Annotated in this window: 20 protein-coding genes; 13 read left to right on the top strand and 7 right to left on the bottom strand. The window is 68.8% G+C overall.

The window, feature by feature from the left end; translation table 11 throughout:
* Positions 1–22: 22 nt before the first annotated feature.
* Entirely contained in the window at positions 23–1,846 is a 1,824-nt protein-coding gene (locus tag JCR33_RS21885; RefSeq protein ID WP_198884261.1) for a cyclic nucleotide-binding and patatin-like phospholipase domain-containing protein, read from the top strand.
* Here JCR33_RS21885 and rutA (JCR33_RS21890) read toward each other — a convergent pair.
* Positions 1,837–2,916: a pyrimidine utilization protein A gene (gene rutA / locus JCR33_RS21890; protein WP_198884262.1), complete on the bottom strand. Its 1,080-nt coding sequence runs from the start codon at positions 2,914–2,916 to the stop codon at positions 1,837–1,839. The genes JCR33_RS21885 and rutA (JCR33_RS21890) overlap by 10 nt on opposite strands.
* A gap of 141 nt (positions 2,917–3,057) precedes the next feature.
* On the opposite strand from rutA (JCR33_RS21890), the gene JCR33_RS21895 reads away from it, so the two are divergent.
* Positions 3,058–4,380 (top strand): amidase, encoded by a 1,323-nt coding sequence (locus JCR33_RS21895; protein ID WP_198884263.1) that lies wholly within the window; start codon positions 3,058–3,060, stop codon positions 4,378–4,380.
* Positions 4,381–4,387: 7 nt separating this feature from the next.
* On the opposite strand, the gene JCR33_RS21900 is transcribed toward JCR33_RS21895, so the two are convergent.
* Together JCR33_RS21900 and JCR33_RS21905 are read right to left on the bottom strand one after the other, a co-directional pair.
* Positions 4,388–4,621 (bottom strand): hydantoinase/oxoprolinase N-terminal domain-containing protein, encoded by a 234-nt coding sequence (locus JCR33_RS21900; RefSeq protein ID WP_198884264.1) that lies wholly within the window; start codon positions 4,619–4,621, stop codon positions 4,388–4,390.
* Between the two features lie 9 nt (positions 4,622–4,630).
* Positions 4,631–5,551: an N-carbamoyl-D-amino-acid hydrolase gene (locus tag JCR33_RS21905; protein ID WP_198884265.1), complete on the bottom strand. Its 921-nt coding sequence runs from the start codon at positions 5,549–5,551 to the stop codon at positions 4,631–4,633.
* Positions 5,552–5,719: 168 nt separating this feature from the next.
* Here JCR33_RS21905 and JCR33_RS21910 point away from each other — a divergent pair, with 168 nt between their 5' ends.
* Both JCR33_RS21910 and rutA (JCR33_RS21915) read left to right on the top strand, forming a co-directional pair.
* Positions 5,720–6,955 (top strand): Zn-dependent hydrolase, encoded by a 1,236-nt coding sequence (locus tag JCR33_RS21910; protein ID WP_198884266.1) that lies wholly within the window; start codon positions 5,720–5,722, stop codon positions 6,953–6,955.
* A 157-nt stretch (positions 6,956–7,112) separates the two neighbouring features.
* On the top strand, positions 7,113–8,195 hold the full coding sequence (rutA, locus tag JCR33_RS21915; RefSeq protein ID WP_198884267.1) for a pyrimidine utilization protein A: 1,083 nt from the start codon (positions 7,113–7,115) through the stop codon (positions 8,193–8,195).
* A gap of 98 nt (positions 8,196–8,293) precedes the next feature.
* On the opposite strand, the gene JCR33_RS21920 is transcribed toward rutA (JCR33_RS21915), so the two are convergent.
* The 4 genes from JCR33_RS21920 to JCR33_RS21935 form a co-directional block, all read right to left on the bottom strand.
* Positions 8,294–9,286 carry an ABC transporter permease gene (locus tag JCR33_RS21920; protein WP_198884268.1) on the bottom strand — a complete coding sequence of 331 codons (993 nt, stop codon included), beginning with the start codon at positions 9,284–9,286 and terminating at the stop codon, positions 8,294–8,296.
* Positions 9,283–10,872 (bottom strand): sugar ABC transporter ATP-binding protein, encoded by a 1,590-nt coding sequence (locus tag JCR33_RS21925; RefSeq protein ID WP_198884269.1) that lies wholly within the window; start codon positions 10,870–10,872, stop codon positions 9,283–9,285. The genes JCR33_RS21920 and JCR33_RS21925 overlap by 4 nt, the downstream gene beginning before the upstream one ends.
* On the bottom strand, positions 10,869–11,978 hold the full coding sequence (locus JCR33_RS21930) for a sugar ABC transporter substrate-binding protein (protein ID WP_198884270.1): 1,110 nt from the start codon (positions 11,976–11,978) through the stop codon (positions 10,869–10,871). The genes JCR33_RS21925 and JCR33_RS21930 overlap by 4 nt, the downstream gene beginning before the upstream one ends.
* A gap of 184 nt (positions 11,979–12,162) precedes the next feature.
* The gene (locus JCR33_RS21935) at positions 12,163–13,161 is read right to left on the bottom strand and encodes an LLM class flavin-dependent oxidoreductase (RefSeq protein ID WP_198884271.1); all 999 of its coding nucleotides are present in this window, start codon (positions 13,159–13,161) and stop codon (positions 12,163–12,165) included.
* 176 nt (positions 13,162–13,337) lie between these two features.
* Here JCR33_RS21935 and JCR33_RS21940 point away from each other — a divergent pair, with 176 nt between their 5' ends.
* The 9 genes from JCR33_RS21940 (at position 13,338) to JCR33_RS21980 (ending at position 25,059) form a co-directional block, all read left to right on the top strand.
* Complete coding sequence (locus JCR33_RS21940; RefSeq protein WP_198884272.1) at positions 13,338–14,627, top strand: aspartate aminotransferase family protein; 1,290 nt, start codon at positions 13,338–13,340, stop codon at positions 14,625–14,627.
* 100 nt (positions 14,628–14,727) lie between these two features.
* Positions 14,728–15,264 (top strand): molybdopterin-dependent oxidoreductase, encoded by a 537-nt coding sequence (locus tag JCR33_RS21945; protein ID WP_198884273.1) that lies wholly within the window; start codon positions 14,728–14,730, stop codon positions 15,262–15,264.
* A gap of 8 nt (positions 15,265–15,272) precedes the next feature.
* Positions 15,273–17,909 carry a hybrid sensor histidine kinase/response regulator gene (locus JCR33_RS21950; RefSeq protein ID WP_198884274.1) on the top strand — a complete coding sequence of 879 codons (2,637 nt, stop codon included), beginning with the start codon at positions 15,273–15,275 and terminating at the stop codon, positions 17,907–17,909.
* A 103-nt stretch (positions 17,910–18,012) separates the two neighbouring features.
* On the top strand, positions 18,013–19,608 hold the full coding sequence (locus JCR33_RS21955; RefSeq protein WP_198884275.1) for an ABC transporter substrate-binding protein: 1,596 nt from the start codon (positions 18,013–18,015) through the stop codon (positions 19,606–19,608).
* Positions 19,609–19,653: 45 nt separating this feature from the next.
* Positions 19,654–20,661, top strand: a complete 1,008-nt coding sequence (locus JCR33_RS21960) for an ABC transporter permease subunit (protein ID WP_198884276.1) — start codon at positions 19,654–19,656, stop codon at positions 20,659–20,661.
* A 108-nt stretch (positions 20,662–20,769) separates the two neighbouring features.
* Positions 20,770–21,642: an ABC transporter permease subunit gene (locus JCR33_RS21965; protein WP_198884294.1), complete on the top strand. Its 873-nt coding sequence runs from the start codon at positions 20,770–20,772 to the stop codon at positions 21,640–21,642.
* 4 nt (positions 21,643–21,646) lie between these two features.
* A complete protein-coding gene (locus tag JCR33_RS21970; protein ID WP_198884277.1) occupies positions 21,647–22,486 on the top strand; it encodes an ABC transporter ATP-binding protein in 840 nt (279 codons plus the stop codon).
* A complete protein-coding gene (locus JCR33_RS21975) occupies positions 22,483–23,310 on the top strand; it encodes an ABC transporter ATP-binding protein (RefSeq protein ID WP_198884278.1) in 828 nt (275 codons plus the stop codon). Before JCR33_RS21970 ends, JCR33_RS21975 begins: the two co-directional genes overlap by 4 nt.
* A 234-nt stretch (positions 23,311–23,544) precedes the next feature.
* Entirely contained in the window at positions 23,545–25,059 is a 1,515-nt protein-coding gene (locus JCR33_RS21980; RefSeq protein WP_232372752.1) for an arylsulfatase, read from the top strand.
* Positions 25,060–25,103 lie beyond the last annotated feature (44 nt).

Raw genomic sequence — 25,103 nt, forward strand, 5'->3', positions numbered from 1 at the left:
TGCGATGCGATGAGGAGACGTCGTGAGCCTGCCGCCGGACTCGATCCTCTCCGACATCGGCGCTTTGTCGGCGCTGTCGCCGGCGATGCGCGGCGCCGTCGCCGCCCGCATGGAGCGGCACGTGCTGACGCGCGGGGAACGGCTGATCACGGCGGGTGAGGCCGCCGACGCGCTCTATATCGTCGCCCGCGGCCGCTTTCAGGTGATGGTCGATCATGGGCGGCGGGTGATCGCCGAGATCGGCACGGGCGAGCCCGTCGGCGAGATCGCCTTCTTCGCCGACGTGCGCCGCACCGCCGACGTCGTCGCCGCGCGCGACAGCGAGGTGTTGAGCCTCTCGCGTGCCGACTACGACGCTCTGGTGCACGAGGTGCCGGAGATCGCCCAGGCGGTGCTCGCCGCGATCGCCGGGCGTCTTGCCGACGTGACGGCCGCCGCGCCCGCCCTGTCGCCGAAGCCGCCGGGTACCCTCGCCCTCTGCCCCGCCGGCGGCGGCGGTGCGGTCCCCGATGCGGTGCGGGCGGCTCTCGTCGCCGCTCTCGCCGAGGTCGGCGGCGTGACGGCGATCGGCCGGGACGATCTTCCCGCTGGCATCGACCGCGACGACGAGGGTGCCATCGGCGCCTTCCTCCAGGCGCGCGAGGGAGATGGCGCCCGCATTCTCCTGACCCTCGAGGGCGACGGCGGCCCGTTCGACCGCACCGCCTTGCGGCAGAGCGACGTGCTGCTTCTCGCCGCCCCGCTCGCCGAGGCCGGGGACGGGCCGCTACCGCCGAGCCCGCTCGAAACCTACGCGCTCGGCTTCTTCCGTCCCGCGAACCGCGCGCTCCTCCTGTGGCGGGAGCGGGCGGCGATGCCGATCGGCGGGACCCGGCACTGGCTCGCGGGGCGCCCGGTCCACCTCCACCATCATGTGGCGTGCGATCAGCCGGCGGACTTCTCGCGCCTCGCCCGCATTCTCGCCGGCCGGGCGCTCGGCATCGTCATGGCGGGAGGCGGCGCGCTCGGCTGCGCCCACCTCGGCGTGGTGCGGGCGCTCGAGGAGGACGGCGCGGTGTTCGACGTCTTCGGCGGCACCAGCGTCGGGGCGGCGATGTCGACGGGCCTCGCGAGCGGACTGCCGACGCAGGACGTCCTCGAAATCGCCGAGCAGATCTTCGTGGAGAACCGCGCCATGCGGCGCTTCACCGTGCCCATCTATAGCCTCCTCGATCACCACGTCCTCGACAGCGGCATGCGCCATCACTACGGCGAGCGGCGCCTCGAAGACCTTCCGCGGACCGCCTACGCGGTGTCGGTGAGCCTCACCCACAACGAGGTGCGGGTGCATCGGCACGGCCGCGTCTGGGAGGCGGTGCGGGCGTCCTCGGCGATCCCGGCGGTCTACCCGCCGTTCGTGACGGCGGAGGGCGAGGTGCTCGTCGACGGCGCGGTGCTCGACAACCAGCCCGTCGGCATCATGCGCGAACTGAAGGCGGGGCCCAACGTGGTGATCGGCTTCGAGGGGCAGGGCGACTGGCGCGTCGCGGCCGACTACGAGGCGCTGCCGACGCGGGCGCGGCTTGTCCGCGAGTTCGCCCTCGGCCGCCACCGGCAGACGGCCTTTCCGAAGCTCAGCGACGTACTCTTGCGCGCGATGATGATCAACAGCCACCGCGTGATGAAGCGGGCGGGGCTCGGCGAGGGGGTGCTGATCGTGCCGCCGCTCCTTGCCGGCATGGGCGTGCTCGACTGGCAGCGCGGCCGTGAGCTCGAAGAGGTCACCTACCGCCACACCGCCGCCCTCATCGAGGCGGCGGGAGGTTTTGCGGCGCTGCTCGCCGGGGTCGAGCCGTCTCAGGCGTAGAGGTGCCGGCGGCTCTGCATCTTCGGCTGGATGTGCTCGCCGAACTGCTCCATGCCCACGATGAAGTCGTCGAAGGTGAGCATCGCGCCGGCAAGGCCCGGCGTGGCGGCGACCTCGTCGAGCATCCACGCGACATTCTCGTAGGAGCCGATGAGCTTCAGCATCCGCGTCGGCTCCGGGTTCTCGATCTGCTTGGCGAGCTTGGCGGCGGTGGATGCGTCGGAGGCGTTGACGTCCTGTCCCGCCTGGGCGGCCTGCCAGGCGAGGGCCTCGATGTCGGTGCCCGCGCAATAGCGCTCCCACTTGGCGAAGGCCTTCTCGTCGGTCTCGTCGGCGATCACCATCAGGAGCACGAGGGCGGAGACGTCGCGGCCGGTCTCCGCCCCGGCCGCCATCAGGCGCGCCGCCACGGGGGCGATGGTGGAGGGGTCGTTGAGGCCCATCGAGCCGACGAAGTTCATGTCGCACTCCTCGGCGACGAAGCGCATGCCGCGGTCGCTCTGGCCGGCCGACAAGAGGTCGATCTTGGCGGAGGGGCGCGGGGAGAGGACGCAGTCGTCCATCTGGAAATACTCGCCCTTGAAGTTAGAGACGCCGGTGGCCCACAGCTCCTTCATGATCTTCACGTATTCGGTGGCGTATTCGTAGCGCCGGGCGAAGTGGGCCTCGCCGGGCCACAGGCCCATCTGCTGATATTCCTTGGGCTGCCAGCCGGTCACGATGTTCACCCCGAAGCGGCCCGGCGCGATGGAATCGATGGTGGAGGCCATGCGGGCGACGAGCGGCGGCGGCATGGTGAGAAGCCCCACCGAGGCGAACAGCTTGATGCGCCGCGTGATCGACGCGATGCCAGCCATCAGCGTAAACGATTCCAAGTTGTGCACCCAGAATTCGCTCGGGCCGGCAAACCCGCGGAACTTGATCATCGACAGAGCGAAATCGAGTCCATAGTGCTCGGCCCGCTGAACGATGGCGCGGTTGAGATCGAATGTCGGCATTGTCTTGGGCGACGTGGTCGAAATCAGCCAACCGCGGCTGCCGATGGGAATAAATACGCCGATCTTGGTCATCGTGCGGCTCGTTTCGCAATGTGGCACAGGCTTGACAGCGCAGTTGCCGCGGAGATGATCGCGTGATGGTGGCGCATCCTGTCACCTCTTCCCTCTGACGTGGACGAGTTCGCGTGGGTGGGCGGGCCGGAAGGAGCCGCAATGCTGCAAAACGAGTTGTCCGCCGTGGAGGCCGTCCGACTGATGCGTGGCGGGCAGATGTCCGTGAGCGAGCTCGTCGAGGCATGCCTCGCCCGCATCGCGGCGCGCGAGGAGGCCGTCGCGGCGTGGAGCTTTCTCGACCCCGATCTCGTGCGTGCCGAAGCGGCGCGGCTCGATCGACTCAACCCCGGCGCGCGCGGCCCGCTGCACGGTCTGCCCGTCGGCGTGAAGGACGTGATCTATACGAAGGACATGCCGACCGGCCACAACTCGCCGATCTACGAGAGCGACAGCCCGCGCGTCGATGCGGCGCCGGTGAAGACGCTGCGTGCGGCGGGCGCGCTGATCTTCGGCAAGACCGTCACCACCGAGTTCGCGGCGACGAGCCGGGGCGGGACGACGCGCAATCCGCACGACCCGGAGCGCACGCCGGGCGGCTCCTCGAGCGGCTCGGCCGCCGCGGTGGCCGACAACCAGGTGCCGCTCGCCCTCGGCACGCAGACCGGCGGATCGACCATCCGCCCCGCCTCGTTCAACGGCGTCTACGCGCTGAAGCCCACCTGGAACGTCATCAGCCGGGAGGGGCTGAAGGTCTATTCGCTCACCTGCGACACCCTCGGCCTCTACGCCCGCGCCGTCGCCGATCTCGACCTCCTCGCCGACGTCTTCCGCCTCGGCGAACCGGCGGCGCCGCGCCCCCTGGAGGGGGTGAAGATCGCCGTCTGCCGCACCCCGATGTGGGAGCGGGCCGATACCGCGACGCGCGACGCCCTCGCCCTCGGCGAAGCGCTTCTGAGGGAGGCGGGGGCGACGGTCACCGCGCTCACCCTGCCGCCGCTCTTCTCCGGGTTGAGCGAACACCATGGCGTCGTCCTCGCCCACGAGGGCAAGAGCGCCTTCCTCAGCGAGGCGGTGTCGCATCCCGACCTCCTCCACCCCGATTTCATGGGGATGGTGGAGAACAAGGCCGGCCTCGACGCCGACCAGGTGCGCCAGGCCTACGACGTCGGCGCCCGCTGCCGCATCGTGTTCGACGAGATCGCCTCCGCCTACGACGCCGTGCTCGCCCCGAGCGTGACGGGTGAGGCGCCGCGGGGCCTCGCCTGGACGGGCGACCACGTATTCTGCTCGATGTGGACCTTCCTGCACGTTCCCGTCGTCAACGTGCCGGGCTTTCGCGGTCAGGCCGGGATGCCGGTGGGACTGTCGCTGATCGGCGCGCGCTTCAGCGACCGTCGGCTGCTCGCCGTCGCGGACGCGGTCGGCGCGCTGTTCGCCGCTCGCGGATCGTGGGCGAGCGGTCGCGGCGCGGCGGCGGCCTAGGCGTCGCTCATCCGCCACGCCGCACCCTGGTGGTGGCGATGGCGGTGCCGTGGAACACGGCGCCGATCTCGGCCCGCGTCACTCCCACCGTGGCGCAGAGCTCGGCGATCCCCGTCAACATGCCCTTGGAGGGGGCGGCGGGCGTCCTCGACACCTTGTGGATCTCGGCCGCTCCGCCGTCGAGGCCGCAGTCGACGAGGTCGGTGAAGGTGCCGCCCACGTCGATGCCGATCGCCCTCATCGGAAAGGCTCAGTCATAGAGCTCGGCGATCTTTCCATAGTGGTGCGGCTGGCGGTGAAGCTTGAAGTTGAAGACGTGATCGCGCAGCTCGCGGCAGCGGTCGAAGTCCACCGGGGCGCTGATCACCTCGTCCTCCAAGGTGGTGGAGAGGGCGGCGATCTCGCCGGTCGGAGCGACGATGCAGGAGTGCCCGAGGAGCATGCAGTTCTCCTCCACGCCCACCTTGCCGGCGGCGGCGGTGTAGGCGCCGTTCTGATAGGCGCCCGCCTGCATCGACAGGAGGTGGTGGAAGGAGGAGAGGTGGTCGTGCTGGGGCACCGGCGGGTTGTGCGTCGGCGTGTTGTAGCCGCCGGTGATGAGCTCGGCGCCGCTGAGCCCCATCACCCGCCACGTCTCCGGCCAGCGCCGGTCGTTGCAGATGAACATGCCCATCGGCACGTCGTCGACCTCGTAGACGGGGAAGCCGAGATCGCCGGGCTCGAAGTAGAGCTTCTCGAGGTGCTGGAAGGGGCGATAGTCCTCGTACGCGGAATGGCCGGGCAGGTGCACCTTGCGATACTTGCCGACGATGGTGCCCTTGCGGTCGACGAGGATCGAGGTGTTGAAGCGCCGCTTGGTGTTGCCCTCGACGACGAGCTCGGCGTAGCCGAGATTGAAGCCGATGCCGAGCGCCGCGCCGAGGGCGAAGAGCGGCGCGGTGACGTCGTTGGGCATCTCGGTCTCGTAGAAGAAGTCGAGCTCCGCCTCGTCGGTGAAATACCAGCGGGGGAAGAAGGTGGTGAGGGCGAGCTCGGGAAACACCACGAAGGTGGCGCCGCGTCCGGAGGCCTCGCGCATCATCGCCATCAGCCGCGCGACCACGGCCTCCCGCGAGTCCGCGCGCTGGATCGGCCCGAGCTGGGCAACGGCAATGGTGGTCTTTCTCGACATTCTCGTCCCCGGTTTGGCGCTGGCCACGACGGAGCGGCGAGGCTCGACGCCCTGCGTCGATGAGATAGCAAGTCGGGTGCCAAGGTCGGACCCGCCCACCGGCGGCGCGCGTGCGCCGGCTGGCATTCATCCTGTATCCAAGCCGTGCACGCAGCCGCGGAGGGAACGTTGCCCGAGATCAAGATCGCCCCGGAATTCGTCGAACACACCATCATGGAGCTGGCGCGCTTTGGGGCCTACGCCGACACCGGCGTGTGGCGCACGGTCTATTCGCCCGAGTGGGTCGCCGCGCAGGATCTCTACGCCACCTGGTGCGCAGAGGCGGGGCTCGCCGTGTCGCGCGACGCGGTGGGCAACGTGTGGGGGCGCCTCGCAGGCAGCGAGGGCGGCGGCTCGATCGTCTCCGGCTCGCACATCGACAGCCAGCGGCCCGGCGGGCGCTATGACGGTGCGCTCGGGGCGCTCGCGGGGCTGATCGCGCTCAGGGCGCTCAAGGAGCAGTTCGGCACCCCCCGCCGCACGCTCGAGGCGGTGTCGCTGTGCGAGGAGGAGGGGAGCCGCTTTCCCTCCACCAACTTCTGGGGCTCGCGCGCCATCACCGGGCGCATCGCTCCGGACGACCCTGACAAGGTCGTCGGCTATGACGGGGAGACGATCGCCGAGGCGATGCGCGGCGTGGGGCTCGACCCGGCCGACATTCCGTCCGCCAAGCGGGACGACATCGACGTGTTCGTCGAGCTCCACATCGAGCAGGGGCCGATCCTGGAGCATGCCGACCTGCCGGTGGCGGTGGTCGACGCGATCACCGGCATCCGCCACTACGACGTGATGCTGACGGGCGAGCAGAACCACGCCGGCGCCTTCCCGATGGATCTGCGGCGCGACCCGATGGCGGGGTTCGCCGAGATCGCGTCGGGCGTGATCAACACCGCCCACCGCATGGGCCGCCCGGCGGTGACGACGGTGGGCCGCGTGCTCGTCGATCCCAACGGGGCCGCCGTGGTGCCGCGCTCGGTGAACTTCACCGTCGACGCCCGCCATCCCGACCCCGCCCAGCGCGCGGTGCTCTATGCCCGGCACGAGGCGCTGATGCGCGAGGTCGCCGAGCGCCGCGGCCTCGAGATCGCCTGGAAGCACAATATCGACCATGCCCCGTGCCTGTCCGACCCCGGCGTGGTGGCGACGCTGCAGGAGGCCGCGCGCAGCCAGGGCATTCCCTTCATGACGATGCCGAGCGGGGCCGGCCACGACAGCCAGCAGATGGCGCGGATCGCCAAGGTCGCGATGATCTTCGTGCGCTCCAAGGACGGGCGCAGCCACACCCCGGAGGAGTTCTCCTCCATTCCCGACATCGTCGAGGGCATTCGGGTGCTGGCGGCGGGGCTGCACGCGCTCGCCTACTGAGGCGGGACGATGCGAACAGATGCGAACAATCCGATCAACGATGCACACTAATCGGGCGGGGTGTGTGGCGTCGGGCTCGCTATTCTAGCCGTGTGCCTGGCCGGCCGAGGGCCGGCGGCCGAGACGAACCTTTTGCGTGTCACTTGAGGGGCTTGCGATGGATATCGGCGTCTTCATACCCATCAACAACAACGGTTGGCTCATTTCGGAAACCTCGCCACAGTACATGCCGAGTTTCGAATTGAACAAGACCATCGTGCAGCGGGCGGAGCAGTACAACTTCGACTTCGCCCTCTCGATGATCAAGCTGCATGGCTTCGGCGGCAAGACCGAGTTCTGGGACTACGGGCTCGAGTCGTTCACGCTGATGGCGGGGCTCGCGGCGGTCACGTCGAAGATCAAGCTGTTCGCCTCCACCGCGGTGCTCACCTTGCCGCCGGCGATGGTGGCGCGGATGGCGACCACCATCGATTCCATTTCCGGCGGCCGCTTCGGCGTCAACATCGTGTCGGGCTGGCAGTCGGCCGAGTACGACCAGATGGGGCTGTGGCCCGGCGACGAGTACTTCGGCTACCGCTACGACTATTCGTCCGAATACGTGACGGTGATGAAGGAGCTGTGGGCGAGCGGGGTGTCCAACTTCAAGGGCACGCACTTCACCATGGACAACTGCACCATGAAGCCGACGCCGTCGCACCCGATCGAGATCGTGTCGGCGGGGCAGAGCAACCGGGGGCTGGAGTTCTCGGCCGAGTATGCCGACTACACCTTCGCCCTCGGCTCCGGCCTCAACACGCCGACGGCCTATGCGCCGTTCAACGAGCGTCTGCTGGCGGCGGCGGCGAAGACCGGCCGCGACCTCGGCAGCTACGTCCTCTTCATGATCATCGCCGAAGAGACGGACGAGGAGGCGATGGCGAAGTGGACCCACTACCGCGAGGGCGCCGACGTCGACGCGCTGTCGTGGATGGCCGACCAGAGCGGCAAGGACGTGGCGGCCGAGGACGGCTCCACCGCCAAGGCCATGAACCTTCCCGAGGGCGCGGTGAACTTCAACATGGGCACCCTCGTCGGCTCCTACGCCACGGTGGCGCGGATGCTCGACGAGGTGGCCTCGGTGCCCGGCACCAAGGGCATCATGATGACGTTCGACGACTTCGTGCTCGGCATCGAGAAGTTCGGCAAGTACGTGCAGCCGCTGATGAAGACGCGGGCCGACCGCCTGCCCGCGGCCGCCTGATCCGCCGCGCGTCGTTCGGCGCCGGACGGGGTGACGGCGAGGGGCGCGGCTTCCCGCCGTCGTCCCCTGCCGTCGCCCCCCGCCGTCGCTCTGTGGCGTCAGCTGAAGTCCTGCGCCTCGCGCTTGCGCACCAGCTGCGACAACGCCACCGCCGTCACCAGCGCACCGCCGTAGAAGAGGTTCTGCACGTAGGTCTGGATGCCGAGCATCGACAGGCCGGTGATGCCGATGACGAGGAAATAGACCGCGATCAGCGAGCCGAACGCGTTGAAGCGTCCCGGATTGATCGCCGTCGCGCCGAGGAAGGCGGCGGCGAAGGCGGGCAGCAGGAAGGTGTTGCCGGAGTTCGGATCGGCCGCCCCGATGGTCCCGACATAGAGGATGCCGGTGGTGGCGCTGATCATCCCGGAGGCGATGAAGCAGAAGAAGCGCACCCGGTCGACGCGGATGCCGGAGAGGCGCGCCACCTCCCGCCCGCGCCCCACGAAGAGCAGCCGCCGCCCCAGTGAAGTGTAGCCGAACACGTACCAGAGCACGATCGCGAGCGTCAGCGCGTAGTAGAACACCAGCGGGATGCCGAAGACACGCGTCACCACCACGTAGGTGACGAGCACCGGATCGATGCCGCTGATGGTGCTCGACCCGGAGATCCACAGCACGATGCCGTTGATGAAGGTGCCGGTGCCGAGCGTGACGATCAGCGAGTGGATGCGGAAGTAGAGGACGAACCAGGCGTTGACCATGCCGATGACGGCGCCCGCGCCGATGGCGCAGACCATCGCCACCGGGAGCGGCACCCCCATCTGGGCGTTGAGCACGGCCACCATCATCGCCCCGAGGGTGAGGGTGGCGGCGATCGAGAGGTCGAAGTCGCCCGCCGTCAGCGGGATGATGAGGGCGAGCGTCAGGAACACCAGCACCGACTGGGAGCCGAGCATCGTGGAGATGTTGGCCCACGACAGGAAGGCGACGGGCTTCAGCGCTCCGAACACACAGAAGAGGACGACCAGCGCGAAGACCAGCGCGTAGGCCTCCGCGTGGCGCTTCCAGTTGATGGGGGCGGCGCCGGGCGTCGCGGTGGCTTCGCTCATGCGGCTTCCTCGCGCGGGTGGAGGGCGGTGAGGGTGGTGCTCTTGAGGCAGGCCTCGGTGATCCTGTCCTTGGTGACGGCGTCGCCGGAGAGAATGTCGACGATGCGCCCGCCGGCGAACACCAGGACCCGGTGGCAGATCTGGGCGAGCTGCTCGGCGTCGGTACTCGCGACGAGGATCGCCGTGCCCTTCGAGGCCGCCCCGTTGAGCGCGGCAAAGAGCGTCTGGCGGGCGCCGACGTCGACGCCCTGGGTGGGCTCGTCGAGCATCAGGAGGGTGGGCTCGGTCTGCAGCCACTTCGCCAGCAGCACCTTCTGGGCGTTGCCGCCGGAGAGCGCCGAAAGGTTGAGCTCCGGCCGGTTGGGCCGCACCTCGTAGTCGCGCCCGAGCGAGCGGGCCCGTTCGGTGAGGCGCGGCCAGGAGAGGCCGAACGCCCCCATGAAGTCCGACAGGACGGGCAGCGAGATGTTGTCGGTGATCGATAGGCTGCCGACCCCCGCCGCGCCCAGCCGATCGGCCGGCAGGAAGGCGATGCCCGCCGCCATCGCGTGTTCGGGCAGGATGGTGGCGAGGTCGAGCGTCGTGCCACCGACGGAGAAGGTCCCCGCTCGGGCGCGCTGCGCGGCGTAGAGGAGAGAGGGCACGCGGTCCGCCCCGGAGCCGATGAGGCCGGTGAGGCCGACGATTTCCCCCTCGTGCACGGCGAAGCCCACGTCCTCCACCATCGGACCGGAGAGGCTCGCCACCCGGGCGGCGACCGGGCGGGCGGTGAGGTCCGGCTTGGCGCTCTGGAAGAGGCTCACCTTGCGCCCCACGATGAGCTCGATGAAGCCGTCGTGGTCGACGTCCTTGGAGACCACCGTGCCGGCGAGCTTGCCGTCGCGCAGGATGGTGGCGCGGTCGGTGATCTCGCGGATCTCGTCGATGTCGTGCGACACGAAGATCACGCCGGCACCGTCGGCGGCGATGCTCTTCACGAGCAAAAAGAGCTGCTCCACGCCGGCCTTCGGGAGGAAGGGGGTGGGCTCGTCGAGGATGAGGAGGCCACGGCCGCCGGCGGTCGCGTCCTTCACCTCCTCGAAGGCGCGCACGATGGCGACGAGCGCCCGCTCCACCTGCGGCAGGTCCTGGATGCGGGCGCGCGGGTCGATGGCGAGGTCGAAGCGAGCGAAGGTCGCCCGCGCCTTTTCCGCCTCGCGCCGCCAATTGATGGCGACGCGGTTCTGCGTGGCGAGATCGTTGAGGCGCAGATTCTCCACCACCGTGAGGGAGGGGATCAGCGCCAGGTGCTGATGCACGAAGGCGATGCCGAGGGCGCGGGCGCCGCCGGCCGGCATCGGCAGCCTCGCCGCCTCGCCGTACATCACGAGCTCCGCCCCTGGTTCCGGATCGTGGAAGCCGGCGAGGATCTTGATCAGCGTCGACTTGCCCGACCCGTTCTGGCCGAGGAGGCCGTGCACCTCGCCGGGCAGCACCTCCAGCCCCACGTCGTCGAGCACGAGCTGGTTGCCGAAGCGCTTCGACAGGTGGCGGACGTCGAGGACGGGGGCATCGCCCCGATGGCGGCGTCTGAACGCCTCGCTCATTCGAGGCCCCAGAGCTTGCGGTAGCCCGACACGTGCTCGTCGCCATAGCCCTGGTTGAAGCCGGCGGGCACGCCCGCGGTCTCGGCGTTATCCTTGTCGAAGATGAGAAGCGGCACATAGAGGTCCTCCGGCACGTCGAGGCCGCACAGCGACCGCATCTCGGCGTCGATGGTGGAACGGGCGATCCAGCCGAGGCTCTCGCCGATATCCATCTCCACCTCGCCCTGGCGCACCAGGTCGATGACGAAGGGGGTGCCGTTGAATGTGGCGATCTTCACCTGTCCCTTCTTGCCGGTGATCGTGAGGGCCGGCAGCACGAATTGGCTCATCGAATCGTAGATCGGCACGATGTAGTTGATCGTCGGATCGGCGATCAGCGCGCCCTGAACGTTGGTCTGGATCTTGGTCGCCCACTCGGCGACCGGCACGTTGACGTAGGTATGGCTGCAGCCCCCGTCGCACAGCTTGTCGAGCGTCGCCTGGACCGATTTGCGGTAGGGGGTGGTGGCGGGCACGTCGTCGGAGCCGATGATGAGGACGTTGGCCTTGCCCTCGGTCTTCACCGTGATCCAGGCACCGATGATCTCGCCGACGCGGGTGTAGGGGATCGGGAAGGAGTGGGTGGCGGCGGGATCGTCCGGCGTCGTGGTGTCGGCCCAGTGGGTGGCGAAGACCTGGATGCCGGCCGCCTTGGCCGCCGCCGCCTGCGGCCCCAGCGAGGACGGGATGATGCCGGCCATCAGGTCGATCCCGTCAAAGCCGTTGTTGATGGCGAACTCCATGCCCTGCACCCACTGGGTGGGCTGAGCCTGGTTCTTCCACTGCTGGAACTCGAAGCCGATCTCCTCGGCGACCTCCTCCATCGAGGTTTCGATACCGTCCACGAACGGGATGGAGCTCGACGTCGGGACCGAGAAGAGCTTCTTGTCGGCCATGCAGGCCTTGGCGTCGAACGGCTCGCCCGGCGGCTCGAAGGTGGGGATCTGGGAGTGCTCGTCGACGATCGCCTGGGCGGCTTCGAGGTCGGGTGCGGCATGGGCCGGACCGCAGGCGATCGCGGCGAGGAGGGTGGTCGCCGCGCTCGTGAGGAAGAAGCGTGTCGTCATGCGTCGAAGCTCCTGTTTCGGCCACGGGATCCGTGGCGAAGGGGATTCGCCGAGGCGGCAACGACGTGACGGCCGGTCTACTCGGCGGTGGTCCAACGTGTCGCCACCGGGACGAGCAACCGTTGTGCCAACCGCAGAAATTCCAAATGCCGGGCGGGCCCTCGCGCGCCCGGCCGGCGGTCTCTCAGGCCGGCTCGGGAACGCTCGTCATCACCTCGGCGGCGATCTGGAAGGAGCGGATGCGCGCCGCGTGGTCGTGGATCTGGCCGGTGAGGATGACCTCGTCGGGCCGGTAGCGGGCGAGGAGGGCGGCGAGCCCGGTGCGCACCGTATCGGCCGAGCCGACGACGGTGACGCGCAGCGCCTCGTCGACCGTCGCCATCATCCGCGGATCGATCGCCTGCGCGACATTGTCCACCGGATAGGGCAACAGGCTCGGCCGCCCGGAGCGCAGGTTGGCGAAGGACTGCTGCAGCGAGGACATCAGGTAGCGCGCCTCCTCGTCGGTGTCGGCGGCGAACACGTTGACGGCCAGCGTGAAGTAGGGCGCAGAGAGCTGCGGCGAGGGGCGGAAGGTGCGGCGGTAGATGTCGAGCGCCTCCTGCAGCTGCGCCGGGGCGAAGTGCGAGGCGAACGCGTAGGGCAGGCCGAGATAGGCGGCGAGCTGCGCCCCGTAGGTGGACGAGCCGAGGATCGTCACCGGCACCTTGGTGCCTGCGCCGGGGTTCGCCTTGATGCTCATGCCGGGCTCGGGATCGTCGAGGTAGGTCATCAGCTCGAAGACGTCCTGGGGGAAGTTGTCGGTGCTCTCGAGATTTCGCCGGAGCGCGCGGGCGGTCATCATGTCGGTGCCGGGCGCCCGGCCGATGCCGAGGTCGATGCGGTCGGGAAACAGGCAGGCGAGGGTGCCGAACTGCTCGGCGATGATCAGCGGGGCGTGGTTGGGAAGCATGATCCCGCCCGAGCCGACGCGGATCGTCTTGGTGGCGGCGGCGACGTGGCCGATCACCACCGCGGTCGCCGCGCTCGCGATGCCGGGGATGTTGTGGTGCTCGGCGAGCCAGAAACGGGTGTAGCCCGCGGCCTCGGCGTGGCGGGCGAGGTCGGCGGAGTTGAGGAGGGCCGTGCGCGCGTCGGAGCCTTCCGTGATCGGAGCGAGGTCGAGGATGGAGTAGGGGATCATGGCGCCGTCCGTTCCATGCTGAGGCAGAATTAGTTGCTATGCCTCCTATATAGGACATTCGCCTATGGTTGGGACATCGCCTCGCCGCGGTCGACCCCTCGGCCGCCCGATTGCCGCCTGATTGCGGACGGTGTAGGCCTCCCGGCGCGCCGTGAGGGCGCTTCAGGAGGATCGCCATGACCGCTCAGAGCCTCGCCTGCGCCCTCGCCGAGGCCGAGGCCCTCTATGTCGACCGCCGTCCCGAAAGCCTCGCCGCGCATCGCCGGGCCGAGAAGGTGATGCCGGGCGGCAACACGCGCTCCTCGCTGTGGAGCGATCCCTTCCCCCTCTGCGTCGCGAGCGGCAAGGGGTGCCGCATCACCGACGTCGACGGCCACACCTACGTCGACTTCCTCGGCGAGTTCACCAGCGGGATCTTCGGCCATTCGCCCGACGCGGTGGCGACGGCGGTGGCGAAGGCGCTCGCCGACGGCATCAACCTCTCCTCCCACAACCGCCTCGAGATCGGCCTCGCCGAGCGCATCGTCGCGCGGTTTCCCTCGATCGACCTCGTTCGCTTCACCAACTCCGGCACCGAGGCGAACCTGATGGCGATCACGCTGGCGCGGGCTGCCACCGGGCGCTCGCGCATCGTGGTGTTCGAGCGTGGCTATCACGGTGGCGTGCTGTCCTTCCCGCCGGGCGGCTCGGCGGCGACGGCACCGTTCGACTTCAAGGTCCTGCCCTACGACGACCTCGAGGCGGCGAGCGCCGCATTCGCCGAGGACGGCGACATAGCGGCGGTGCTGGTGGAGCCGATGCAGGGGGCGGGGGGCTGCCACGTCGCCTCGCGCGACTTCCTCCTCGGCCTGCGTCGCCTCACCGAGGCGGCCGGCGCGATCCTCATCTTCGACGAGATCCAGACGGCGCGCATGTCCGTCGCCGGCTGCCAGGGGCGGCTCGGCATCCGGCCTGATCTCACCACCATCGGAAAATTCTTCGGCGGTGGCCTCGCCTTCGGCGCGTTCGGCGGCCGGCGCGATCTGATGGCGCGCCTCGACCCGCGCCGCGCCGACGCGCTCGGCCACGCGGGCACCTTCAACAACAACACGCTGACGATGGCGGCCGGCATCGCCGCCATCGACGCCTATCTCGACGGCGCGGCGCTCGAGGCCCTGTTCGATCGCGGCGAGGCGCTGCGGCGGGACCTCCAGGCGATCTTCGAGGCCGCCGGCGCGCCCTACAGCGTGACCGGGCTCGGCTCGATCATGACGATCCACGCCACGCACGCCGAGGATGCGACGGCGCTGCGCCGGCTCCTCCAGTTCGACCTTCTGGCGGGCGGCCACTACATCGCTCAGCGCGGCCTGATCGCCCTGTCCCTGCCGGTGGGCGAGGCGGAGATCAGCGCGCTGCTCGACGCCGTCGCCGCCTTTCTGGAGGCTCGGACCGAGACGATCGGCGCGAGCATACAGACGGTCGGATAGGCGCACCTATCCTTTCGCGCGTGCCGGCGAACCCGATGCGCGGCCCATGGTCGACCTCCCGGACCTAAACTCGCCTCGGTCCAACCTCGGGAGATCGATCATGGCTTTGCGCTTCGCGGCCGGCTTGCTCGGAGCGGCCGCAGCCGCTCTCGCCCTCTGCCTCGTCGTCACACCCGCTGCGGCCGAGAGCGCCGCCACCGCGGGGGGCGATGCCGCCGATGAGGCGGGCGCGGTGATCCTGGAGGTGACCGGCGGCGTGACGGGCGGCAGCCAGGCCTTCACCCTCCGCCGCCTGCGCTCGCTCCCGGTGACGAGCGTCGAGACCAGCACCATCTGGACGAGCGGCATCATCCGCTTCGAGGGCGTGGCGCTCGCCGACCTCCTCGCCGCGGTGGAGGCGCGGGGCTCCCGCCTGAGGGCGGTGGCGCTCAACGACTACGCCGTCGAGATCCCGATCGACGCGGCCGGGCTCGACGGCGCGCTCATCGCCTACCTCGCCGATGGGCGGCCGATGCCGGTGCGCGAGATGGGGCCGCTCTGGATCGTGTTTCCCTACGATCTCAGTGCCCGCTACCGCTCCGAGCTGATCTATTCGCGCAGCATCTGGCAGCTCCGCCGACTGACGGTCGAGGACTAGGCGTTGTCATGGAGAACGTCACGGGCAACGCGCCGCGTGAGGGCGGCACGACGGGCCCTGCGCTCCACGGCGGCGTGGTCGCGGGCGTCGTCCTCGCCCTCGGGATCGTCGCCGTCCTCGGCCTCCTGTCGGTCAAGATCGTCGAGGAGCTGACGGATCACGCCGCAACCTCGCGCGACAACGTCCACTGGTCGCTCGCCCAGCAGGAGGTGGAATACCTCACGCTGCACCAGACGATCCTCGCCGCCCTCCACGCCCCGAGCCCCGATCTCGGCGTGCTGCGCCGCCGCTTCGACATCTTCTACGGCCGCGCCCGGATGCTGACGCGGGGCCAGATGTTCGACGAGCTCGCCGCCGAGCCCGCGAACGTCGACGTGCTCAAGGGGCTGAACGGCGCCATCGCGGCCCTGGTGCCCCGCTTCGACGCCGACGACGCCGCCCTTGCCGCCGCGCTGCCCGAGCTCGAGCGCGAGGTCGGGCAGATGCGGCCGCTGGTGCGCGCCTTCGCGCTGACGGGCGTGCGGCACTTCGCCGCCGTGGAGGACCAGCGCCGTACGGCCTTTCGCAAGTTGCTGCTCGCGACCTCGCTCTTCGCGGTCGTCCTCCTCCTGATCCTCGCGGCGCTCCTCGTCTTCAGCATCCGCCAGAACCGGGAGCTTTCCCGGCGCGGGGAGGCGCTGCGCATCGTCTCCGACCGCTACGCCAAGGCGATCGACGCCTCGCTCGACGCCGTGATCGTGGCCGACACCGAGGGGCGCATCGTGGAGTTCAGCCCGGCCGCCGAGCGCACCTTCGGCTACCGGCGGGCCGACGTTCTCGGTCAGGACGTCGGCGAGCTCGTGGTGCCGCCGGAGGGGCGCGAGGCGCACAGGACGGCGATGGCGCGCCACGGCCGGATCGGCAGCGGCACCATCATCGACCGCGGGCGCGTGCTGGTGGAGGCGATGCGGGCGGACGGCGGGACCTTTCCCGCCGAACTGTCGCTCGCGACCTCCGACGGTCCCACCGGGCCGATGGTGGTCGGCTATGTCCGTGACATCACCAATCGGCTGGCGAGCCAGCGGGCGCTCACCGAAGCACGCGACAAGGCGCTCGCCGTCGCGAAGGCGAAGTCGGACTTCCTCGCGGTGATGAGCCACGAGATGCGCACCCCGCTCAACGGCGTCCTGGCGCTGCTCGACCTCCTCGGTGGCACCGCGCTCGACGCCAAGCAGCGCGAATATCTCGAGACCGCGACGCTCTCGGGCGAAATGCTGCAACGCCGTGTCGACGACGTGCTCGACATCACCCGCATCGAGGCGGGGCGGATGCGGTTGCGCGCCGCCCCCTTCGACGTCGCGGACCTCCTGCAACAGGTGGCACGCGTCAACACTCCCGCCGCCGAGGCGCGCGGCACGCGCATCAAGGTGCGGTGCGACCTCGCCGAGACCGCCGCCGTCGGCGACGGCGAGCGCATCGCGCAGGTGCTCCTCAACCTCGTCGCCAACGCGGTCTCCTTCACCGCGGCGGGGGAGATCACGTTAGACGCGCAGGCCGGGGAGGGCGCCGGAGAGGTGGTGTTCGCCGTTTCCGACACCGGCATCGGCATCGCGGAGGACGACCGGGAGCGGATCTTCGAGGATTTCGTCACCCTCGACCCCTCCTATAGCCGTGCCCATTCGGGCTACGGCCTCGGCCTTGCGATCTGCCGGCGCGTGGTGCGCGCGCTCGGCGGCGACATCGCGCTGGAGAGCACCCCCGGGGTCGGGAGCCGCTTCTCGTTCCGCATCCCCCTCGCGTTCGACGCCGGCGCAGCGGCGCTCCCGAGCGCGGCGCCCTCCATCGCGCCGCTGACCGAGGAGCTTCGCGTTCTCGTGGTGGAGGACAACGAGACCAACCGCTTCGCCGTCCGTGAAATGCTCCTCCACGAGGGTTGCGAGGTGGTGGAGGCGGTGGATGGGCTCGAGGGGGTCGAGGCGGCGGCGCGCGAGCGCTTCGATCTCATCCTGATGGACATCTCGATGCCCCGGCTCGACGGGATCGAGGCGACGCGCCGCATCCTCGGCGGCGACGGGCTCAGCCGTGCCGCTCCCGTCGTGGGGTTGACCGCGCAGGCGCTGCCGGCCGAGCAGGAGCGGCTGCGCGAGGCGGGGATGGTGGATTGCCTCATCAAGCCGCTGCGGGTGCACGCCTTGCGCACCCTTCTCGCCCAACTGACCGGCCGCGACACGGCACTCCCGCCGTCCGACGGGTCGTGGCTCGACGGGGCGGTCGACCCCGCCATCATCGACATGTCGGTGCTCGGCGAGCTCGCCGAGCTCCTGCCGGCGGCAATGCTTTGCGACCGGCTCGGCACGTTTCGCGACGAGCTTGCGGCGCTTGGCCCCACGCTGGCGTTGCCGGCGGCGCGTGGCGATCTCCCGCACGTTGCCGACATCGCCCACAAGACGTGCGGTTCGGCGGCGCTTTTCGGGGCCGTGCAGGTGCAGGACATCTTGGCGACGCTCGAGGAGGCCTGCCGCGAGGGGGAGGCGGAGTTCGTCGCCCCGCTCATCGACGAGCTCGCGGTGGCGGTGGGGGCGACGACGGAGGCGTTGAACAGTCTACACGAGGAGCTGACGACGTCGGCGCCGCGTCTTTGTGCGAGTGCGTCGCGGTCGCGTTGACGAGGCAAAGAAATGCCGATTGGATGACGCCCAGATACGGGCTTGTTCCGGGGAGAAATGAACAACTGGAGCGCCCGCAACCAATCGGGGGAGAACGATCACGATGCGAGCTGCGAACCGACTCTTCGCCACCACGGCGATAGCCTGCCTCCTGTCGGGCGGCGCCTACGCCCAGACGCTGGTCTACTGCTCCGAGGGCTCGCCCGAGGGCTTCGATCCGGCGCCCTATACCGCCGGCACCACGTTCGACGCCTCGTCGAAGCCGATCTACAACCGCCTCGTGGAATTCAAGCGCGGCACCTCCGAGGTCCAGCCGGGCCTCGCCGAGAGCTGGGAGGTCTCCGACGACGGCACGGAGTACACCTTCCACCTGCGCGAAGGCGTTCCCTTCCACACCACCAGCTATTTCACCCCGACGCGGGACTTCAACGCCGACGACGTGATCTTCACCTTCGACCGTCAGCGGATCGAGGACAGCCCATGGTATGAGTATACCCCGGGCATCTCGTGGGAATACTTCAACGGCATGTCGATGCCGGACCTGATCAAGAGCATCGACAAGGTCGACGACTATACCGTGAAGTTCGTCCTCAACCGGCCCGAAGCTCCCTTCATTGCCAACATGGCGATGGATTTCGCCTCCATCCTGTCGAAGGAATATGCCGATCAGCTGGAGGAGTCCGGCAATCTGCCGATGCTGAACCAGCAGCCCATCGGCACCGGCCCGTTCCAGTTCGTCGGCTACCAGCAGGACGCCGCGATCCGCTACCACGCCTTCGCCGACTATTGGGGCGGCAAGCAGCCGATCGAGAATCTCGTCTTCGCCATCACCATCGATCCGGCGGTGCGGCGCCAGAAGCTCGAAGCCGGCGAGTGCCACGTGATGCCGTTCCCGGCCCCGGCCGACATCGAGGCGCTGCAGAACAACGCCGACATCAACGTGATGGAGCAGCAGGGCCTCAACGTCGGCTATCTCGCCTACAACACGCAGATGGAACCCTTCGACAACCCGAAGGTCCGCAAGGCGCTGAATATGGCGATCAACAAGCAGGCGATCCTCGACGCCGTGTTCCAGGGCTCGGGCGTCGCCGCGAAGAACCCGATCCCGCCGACGATGTGGGGCTACAACGACGCGATCGTCGACGATCCCTACGACCCGGACGCCGCCAAGGCCGCGCTGGAGGAGGCGGGCGTCAGCGACCTCTCCATGAAGATCTGGGCGATGCCGGTGCAGCGTCCCTATAACCCCAACGCCCGCCGCATGGCCGAGGTGATCCAGGCCGACTTCGCCGACATCGGCGTCGACGTCGAGATCGTATCCTACGAGTGGGGCGAATATCTCGCCCGCTCGCAGGACGTGAAGCGCGACGGTGCCGTGCTCCTCGGCTGGACCGGCGACAACGGCGATCCGGACAACTTCCTCGCCGTGCTGCTCGGCTGCGACGGCGTCGGCGGCTCGAACCGCGCCCAGTGGTGCAACGAGGACTTCGAGAAGCTCATTCAGGACGCCAAGATCGTCTCCGACCAGGCGGAGCGGGCGAAGCTCTACGAGCAGGCCCAGGTGGTGTTCAAGGAGCAGGCGCCGTGGGCCACCATCGCCCACTCGGTGGTGTTCATGCCGATGCGCACCAACGTCGAGGGCTACGTGATGGATCCCCTCGGCGGCCATTGGTTCGACGGCGTCTCTCTCGCCGAGTAACGGCCAAGGGGGCGGGCGGCCCAACGTCCGCCCCCGGCCATCGCCATGCTGCGATTTCTCATCCGCCGCCTCGGCCTGATCATCCCGACCTTCATCGGGATCACGCTGGTCGCGTTCGCCTTCGTCCGCGTTCTGCCGGGCGATCCCGTTCTCCTCCTCGCCGGCGAGCGAGGCATGGACCCGGAGCGCTATCAGAAGCTCCTCGTCCAATTCGGCTACGACCGGCCGATCTACGAGCAGTATCTGTCCTACGTGTGGGGCTTGCTCCACGGCGACTTCGGCGTGTCGATCTCCACCAAGCGCCCGGTGCTCGACGAGTTTCTGACGCTCTTCCCGGCGACCGCCGAGCTCGGCCTCTTCGCCATCCTCTTCGCCGTCGCCATCGGCATCCCGGCCGGCATCCTCGCCGCGGTGCGCCGCGGCTCGCTGTTCGATCAGGCGGCGATGGGCGTCGCCCTCACGGGCTACTCGATGCCGATCTTCTGGTGGGGGCTGCTCCTCATCATCCTGTTCTCGGGCATTCTCGGATGGACGCCGGTCTCAGGGCGTATCTCGTTCCTCTATTTCTTCCCGTCCGTGACCGGTTTCATGACGATCGACGCGCTGCTGTCCGGCCAGTCCGGCGCGTTCGGCTCGGCGGTGTCGCATCTCGTCCTGCCCACCATCGTGCTCGGCACGATCCCGCTCGCCGTCATCGCGCGGCAGACGCGCTCGGCGATGCTGGAGGTCCTCGCCGAGGACTATGTGCGCACCGCCCGGGCGAAAGGCCTCGCGCCGAGCCGCGTGATCGGCCTCCACGCGCTGAGGAATGCGCTGATCCCGGTGATCACCACGATCGGCCTGCAGGTGGGGGTGCTGATCGCCGGAGCGATCCTCACCGAGACGATCTTTTCCTGGCCGGGCATCGGCAAGTGGATGGTCGATTCCATCTCCCGCCGGGACTATCCGGTCGTCCAGGGCGGCCTCGTCCTCATCGCCGGGCTGGTGATGGTGGTGAACCTCGTGGTCGACATCTTGTACGGCCTCATCAATCCGCGCATCCGGCACCGCTGAGGAACCGCCATGTCCGACCGTCTCGAGGCCGATTCCTCCACCAATCCCGAAGCTCACCTGGAGGAGCCCACCCATCTCGTCGCGGCCGCGCCGCCGGGTGCGTCCGCGATGCGCATGCGCGCCGCGGTGCTCGCCGAATTCTGGCACTATTTCAGCCAGAATCGGGGGGCCGTCGCGGGGCTCGTCGTGTTCCTTCTTCTCGTCCTGACCGCGCTCATGGCGCCGGTTCTCGCGCCCCACTCGCCGACCCAGCAGTTTCGCGACGCGCTCCTCGCACCGCCGGTCTGGGTGGAGGGCGGCTCCTGGAAGTTCATCCTCGGCAGCGATCCGCTCGGCCGCGACATCCTCTCCCGCCTCATCTACGGCGCGCGCTTCTCGCTCTTCATCGGCGTGGTGGTGGTGGCGATCGCCGTCACCGGGGGCATCCTGATCGGGCTCGCGGCGGGCTATTTCGGCGGCGCCGTCGACGTCTTCGCCATGCGCGTCATGGACATCATCCTCGCCTTCCCCTCGCTGCTCCTGGCGCTGGTGCTCGTCGCCGTGCTGGGGCCGGGGCTCGGCAACGCGATGATCGCCATCGCGCTGGTGCTCCAGCCCCACTTCGCCCGCCTCACGCGGGCGGCGGTGATGTCGGAGCTCCGCCGCGAATATGTGGTCTCGGCGCGGGTCGTCGGAGCGAGCCATCTGCGCCTCATGTTCGTGACGATCCTGCCCAACTGCCTCGCCCCGCTCATCGTGCAGGGCACGCTGTCCTTTTCCACGGCGATCCTCGACGCGGCCGCGCTCGGCTTCCTCGGCATGGGTGCTCAGCCGCCGACCCCGGAGTGGGGCACGATGCTCGCGGAGGCGCGCGAGTTCATCCTGCGCGCCTGGTGGGTGGTCACCTTCCCGGGCCTCGCGATCCTCGTCACCGTGCTCGCCATCAACCTGATGGGCGACGGCCTGCGCGATGCGCTCGACCCCAAGCTGAAGCGGAGCTGACGCGATGTCCCTGCTCGAGATCGAGAATCTGCGCGTCACCTTCGACACTTCCAGCGGCCCCTTCGCGGCGCTCTCGGGCGTCTCCTACCGGGTCGACCCGGGGGAGGTGCTCGCCATCGTGGGCGAATCGGGGTCGGGAAAGTCGGTGGCGATGCTTGCGGTGATGGGGCTATTGCCGCCGTCGGCCACCGTCACCGCCGATGCGATGCGCTTCGAGGGGCGCGATCTTCTCACGATGTCCGCGGCCGAGCGGCGCAAGATCATCGGGCGCGACATCTCGATGATCTTCCAGGAGCCCATCGCGAGCCTCAATCCGTGCTTCACGGCGGGTTTCCAGATCGAGGAGGTGCTCGCCCGCCACACCGATCTGCCCCGCCGGGCGCGGCGGCAGCGGGCGATCGAGTTGATGCAGGCCGTCGGCATTCCGGAGCCGAAGCGGCGGCTCGCCTCCTTCCCGCACCAGATGTCGGGCGGCCAGTGCCAGCGCGTGATGATCGCGATGGCGATCGCCTGCGCGCCGAAGCTTCTCATCGCCGACGAGCCCACCACCGCGCTCGACGTGACGATCCAGAAGCAGATCCTCGACCTTCTGATGAGGCTCCAGGCCGACCACGGAATGGGCCTCATCCTCATCACCCACGACATGGGCGTGGTGGCCGAGACGGCAGACCGCGTCATCGTTCAATATATGGGGCGCAAGATGGAGGAGGCGGACGTGCTCTCCCTCTTCGAAAATCCGCAGAACGCCTACACCAGGGCGCTTCTGTCGGCGCTGCCGGAAAACGCCACGGGCACGCGGCTGCCGACGGTCGCCGACTTCCGCCTCGCCGGAGAGGACGCATGACGCCCGCGCTCGAGACCCGCGCCGTCACGCGCGACTACGACGTCGGCGCCACCTTCTTCGGCAAGCGCCGCGTAGTGCATGCGCTGAAGGGCATCGACCTCACGCTGGAGCGCGGCAAGACGCTCGCGATCGTGGGCGAATCGGGCTGCGGCAAGTCGACCCTCGCGCGCATCATCGCGATGATCGATCCGCCGACCTCGGGCGAGCTCCTCATCGACGGCGAGCCGATCGACATCGCCAAGCACCGCGTCACGTCGGACCAGCGGCGCAAGGTGCAGATCGTCTTCCAGAACCCCTACGGCTCGCTCAACCCGCGCCAGAAGGTGGGGGACATCCTCACCGAGCCGCTGCTTCTCAACACCCCCGCCTCGGCGGCGGAGCGGCGCGACAGGGCGATGGGGATGCTCCAGAAGGTCGGGCTCACGCCGGCCCACTACAACCGCTATCCGCACATGTTCTCCGGTGGCCAGCGCCAGCGCATCGCCATCGCACGGGCGCTGATGCTGAACCCGTCGCTGCTCGTGCTCGACGAGCCGGTGTCGGCGCTCGACCTCTCGGTGCAGGCGCAGATCCTGAACCTCCTCGCCGACCTGCAGGACGAGTTCGGCCTCACCTACGTGTTCGTCAGCCACGACCTTTCCGTGGTGCGCTACATCGCCGACGAGGTGATGGTGATGTATTTCGGCGAGGTGGTGGAGCACCGCCCCCGCGACGCCATCTTCGCCGACCCGCAGCACGACTATACGAAGGTGCTCTTCGCCGCGACGCCGCGGGCGGACGTCGCGAGCATCCGTGCCCGCCTCGAGGCGAAGGCCGCAGGCTGAACACGGCGCGAGCCTCGCCCGCCGCGCCGCCGTTGCCCCGATGCTATCGCGGGCGGTGGCGGCGCGCCGCCCGCGGGAAAATCACGGGGCCAAACTTTGCTTGGAACTGATATAATCTCCCTCCATTCGTGAGCCTCAGGCTCGGATGCTAGGGAGCGCCAAATGATAAGAAATAAAATGCGGCCCCTGCCTATACTTGCAGCGTTGGCCATCGCAGGGCTTGCAGACAGCGCCATGGCGCAGGATCAAGCCGCCGCGGACAAGCCCAATATTCTTGTGCTGTGGGGCGACGATATCGGCCAGTCCAACCTCTCGGTCTACACCTTCGGGTTGATGGGTTACCGAACGCCCAACATCGACCGCATCGCCAAGGAGGGCATGCTGTTTACCGACTACTATGGCGAGCAGTCGTGCACGGCGGGCCGCTCGTCGTTCATCACCGGACAGTCGGTGTTCCGCACCGGCCTGTCGAAGGTGGGGCTGCCCGGCGCCGAGCTCGGCATGCGCGAGGAGGATCCGACGATCGCCGGCCTTCTCAAGGAGGAGGGGTACGCCACGGGCCAGTTCGGCAAGAACCACCTCGGCGACCGCGACGAGCATCTGCCCACCAACCACGGCTTCGACGAGTTCCTCGGCAACCTCTACCATCTCAACGCGGAGGAGGAGCCCGAGCAGGAGGACTATCCGGCCGATCTCGTCCTCGCCGACGGTTCCACCTTCCGCGAGACGTTCGGCCCGCGCGGCGTGATCCATTCCTTCGCGGGCGGCGCGATCGAGGACACCGGCGCCCTGACGCGCAAGCGCATGGAGACGGTGGACGACGAGACTTCGGCCGCCGCGCTCGACTTCATCACGCGCAAGACGGAGGAGGGCGTGCCCTGGTTCGTCTGGTGGAGCGGCACGCGCATGCACTTCCGCACCCACGTGAAGCCGGAGCTGCGCGGCATCTCCGGGCAGGACGAGTATTCCGACGGCATGGTCGAGCATGACATGCACATCGGCCTCTTCCTCGCCAAGCTCGACGAGCTCGGCATCGCCGACAACACCATCGTGCTCTATTCGACCGACAACGGCCCGCACATGAACACGTGGCCCGACGCCGGCATGACGCCGTTCTGGGGCGAGAAGAACACCAACTGGGAAGGCGGCTGGCGCGTCCCCGCGATGGTGCGCTGGCCCGGTCACATCAGCGAGGGAGAGGTCTCCAACGCCATCGTCCACCACATGGACTGGCTGCCGACCTTCCTCGCCATCGCCGGCAACGATCACGTGAAGGAGGATCTCCTCGACGGGGTCAGCACCACGGAGATGGGCCGGGACTACAAGGTGCATCTCGACGGCTACAACATCCTGCCGATGCTGAACGGCGAGACCGACGAGAGCCCCCGCGAGGAGATCTTCTACTTCTCCGACGACGGCGACCTGATGGCGCTGCGGTGGCACGATTGGAAGCTGGTGTTCCTGGAGCAGACGGCGTGGGCGACGTTCCGGGCCTGGATGGAGCCGATCACCGAGCTGCGCGTGCCGCTGATCTTCAACCTGCGGCGCGATCCCTACGAGCGGTCCTACCGCACCTCCAACACCTACTACGACTGGCTTCTCGATCACGCCTACATGCTGGTGCCGGCGCAGCGCTACGTGGCGAACTTCATCGGGACGTTCGAAGCCTATCCGCCACGCCAGAAGGCGGCGAGCTTCAGCCTCGAGCAGGTGCTCGAGAAGCTGCAGTTGCCGGACCTGAACCAGTAGCGGCCCTGCTGAGCCGCGGGGGAGGTCGCGCCGGGTCCGGTGCG

Source organism: Acuticoccus mangrovi, assembly GCF_016411865.1.
Taxonomy (GTDB): Bacteria; Pseudomonadota; Alphaproteobacteria; order Rhizobiales; family Amorphaceae; genus Acuticoccus; species Acuticoccus mangrovi.

What these genes read in the sequence shown, in the direction of transcription:
- rutA (WP_198884262.1), bottom strand. Translation starts at nt 2,916, where the DNA reads ATGACCAAGATCGGCGTATTTATTCCCATCGGCAGCCGCGGTTGGCTG.
- JCR33_RS21895 (WP_198884263.1), top strand. Translation starts at nt 3,058, where the DNA reads ATGCTGCAAAACGAGTTGTCCGCCGTGGAGGCCGTCCGACTGATGCGT.
- JCR33_RS21900 (WP_198884264.1), bottom strand. Translation starts at nt 4,621, where the DNA reads ATGAGGGCGATCGGCATCGACGTGGGCGGCACCTTCACCGACCTCGTC.
- JCR33_RS21905 (WP_198884265.1), bottom strand. Translation starts at nt 5,551, where the DNA reads ATGTCGAGAAAGACCACCATTGCCGTTGCCCAGCTCGGGCCGATCCAG.
- rutA (WP_198884267.1), top strand. Translation starts at nt 7,113, where the DNA reads ATGGATATCGGCGTCTTCATACCCATCAACAACAACGGTTGGCTCATT.
- JCR33_RS21920 (WP_198884268.1), bottom strand. Translation starts at nt 9,286, where the DNA reads ATGAGCGAAGCCACCGCGACGCCCGGCGCCGCCCCCATCAACTGGAAG.
- JCR33_RS21925 (WP_198884269.1), bottom strand. Translation starts at nt 10,872, where the DNA reads ATGAGCGAGGCGTTCAGACGCCGCCATCGGGGCGATGCCCCCGTCCTC.
- JCR33_RS21930 (WP_198884270.1), bottom strand. Translation starts at nt 11,978, where the DNA reads ATGACGACACGCTTCTTCCTCACGAGCGCGGCGACCACCCTCCTCGCC.
- JCR33_RS21935 (WP_198884271.1), bottom strand. Translation starts at nt 13,161, where the DNA reads ATGATCCCCTACTCCATCCTCGACCTCGCTCCGATCACGGAAGGCTCC.
- JCR33_RS21940 (WP_198884272.1), top strand. Translation starts at nt 13,338, where the DNA reads ATGACCGCTCAGAGCCTCGCCTGCGCCCTCGCCGAGGCCGAGGCCCTC.
- JCR33_RS21945 (WP_198884273.1), top strand. Translation starts at nt 14,728, where the DNA reads ATGGCTTTGCGCTTCGCGGCCGGCTTGCTCGGAGCGGCCGCAGCCGCT.
- JCR33_RS21950 (WP_198884274.1), top strand. Translation starts at nt 15,273, where the DNA reads ATGGAGAACGTCACGGGCAACGCGCCGCGTGAGGGCGGCACGACGGGC.
- JCR33_RS21955 (WP_198884275.1), top strand. Translation starts at nt 18,013, where the DNA reads ATGCGAGCTGCGAACCGACTCTTCGCCACCACGGCGATAGCCTGCCTC.
- JCR33_RS21960 (WP_198884276.1), top strand. Translation starts at nt 19,654, where the DNA reads ATGCTGCGATTTCTCATCCGCCGCCTCGGCCTGATCATCCCGACCTTC.
- JCR33_RS21965 (WP_198884294.1), top strand. Translation starts at nt 20,770, where the DNA reads ATGCGCATGCGCGCCGCGGTGCTCGCCGAATTCTGGCACTATTTCAGC.
- JCR33_RS21970 (WP_198884277.1), top strand. Translation starts at nt 21,647, where the DNA reads ATGTCCCTGCTCGAGATCGAGAATCTGCGCGTCACCTTCGACACTTCC.
- JCR33_RS21975 (WP_198884278.1), top strand. Translation starts at nt 22,483, where the DNA reads ATGACGCCCGCGCTCGAGACCCGCGCCGTCACGCGCGACTACGACGTC.
- JCR33_RS21980 (WP_232372752.1), top strand. Translation starts at nt 23,545, where the DNA reads ATGGCGCAGGATCAAGCCGCCGCGGACAAGCCCAATATTCTTGTGCTG.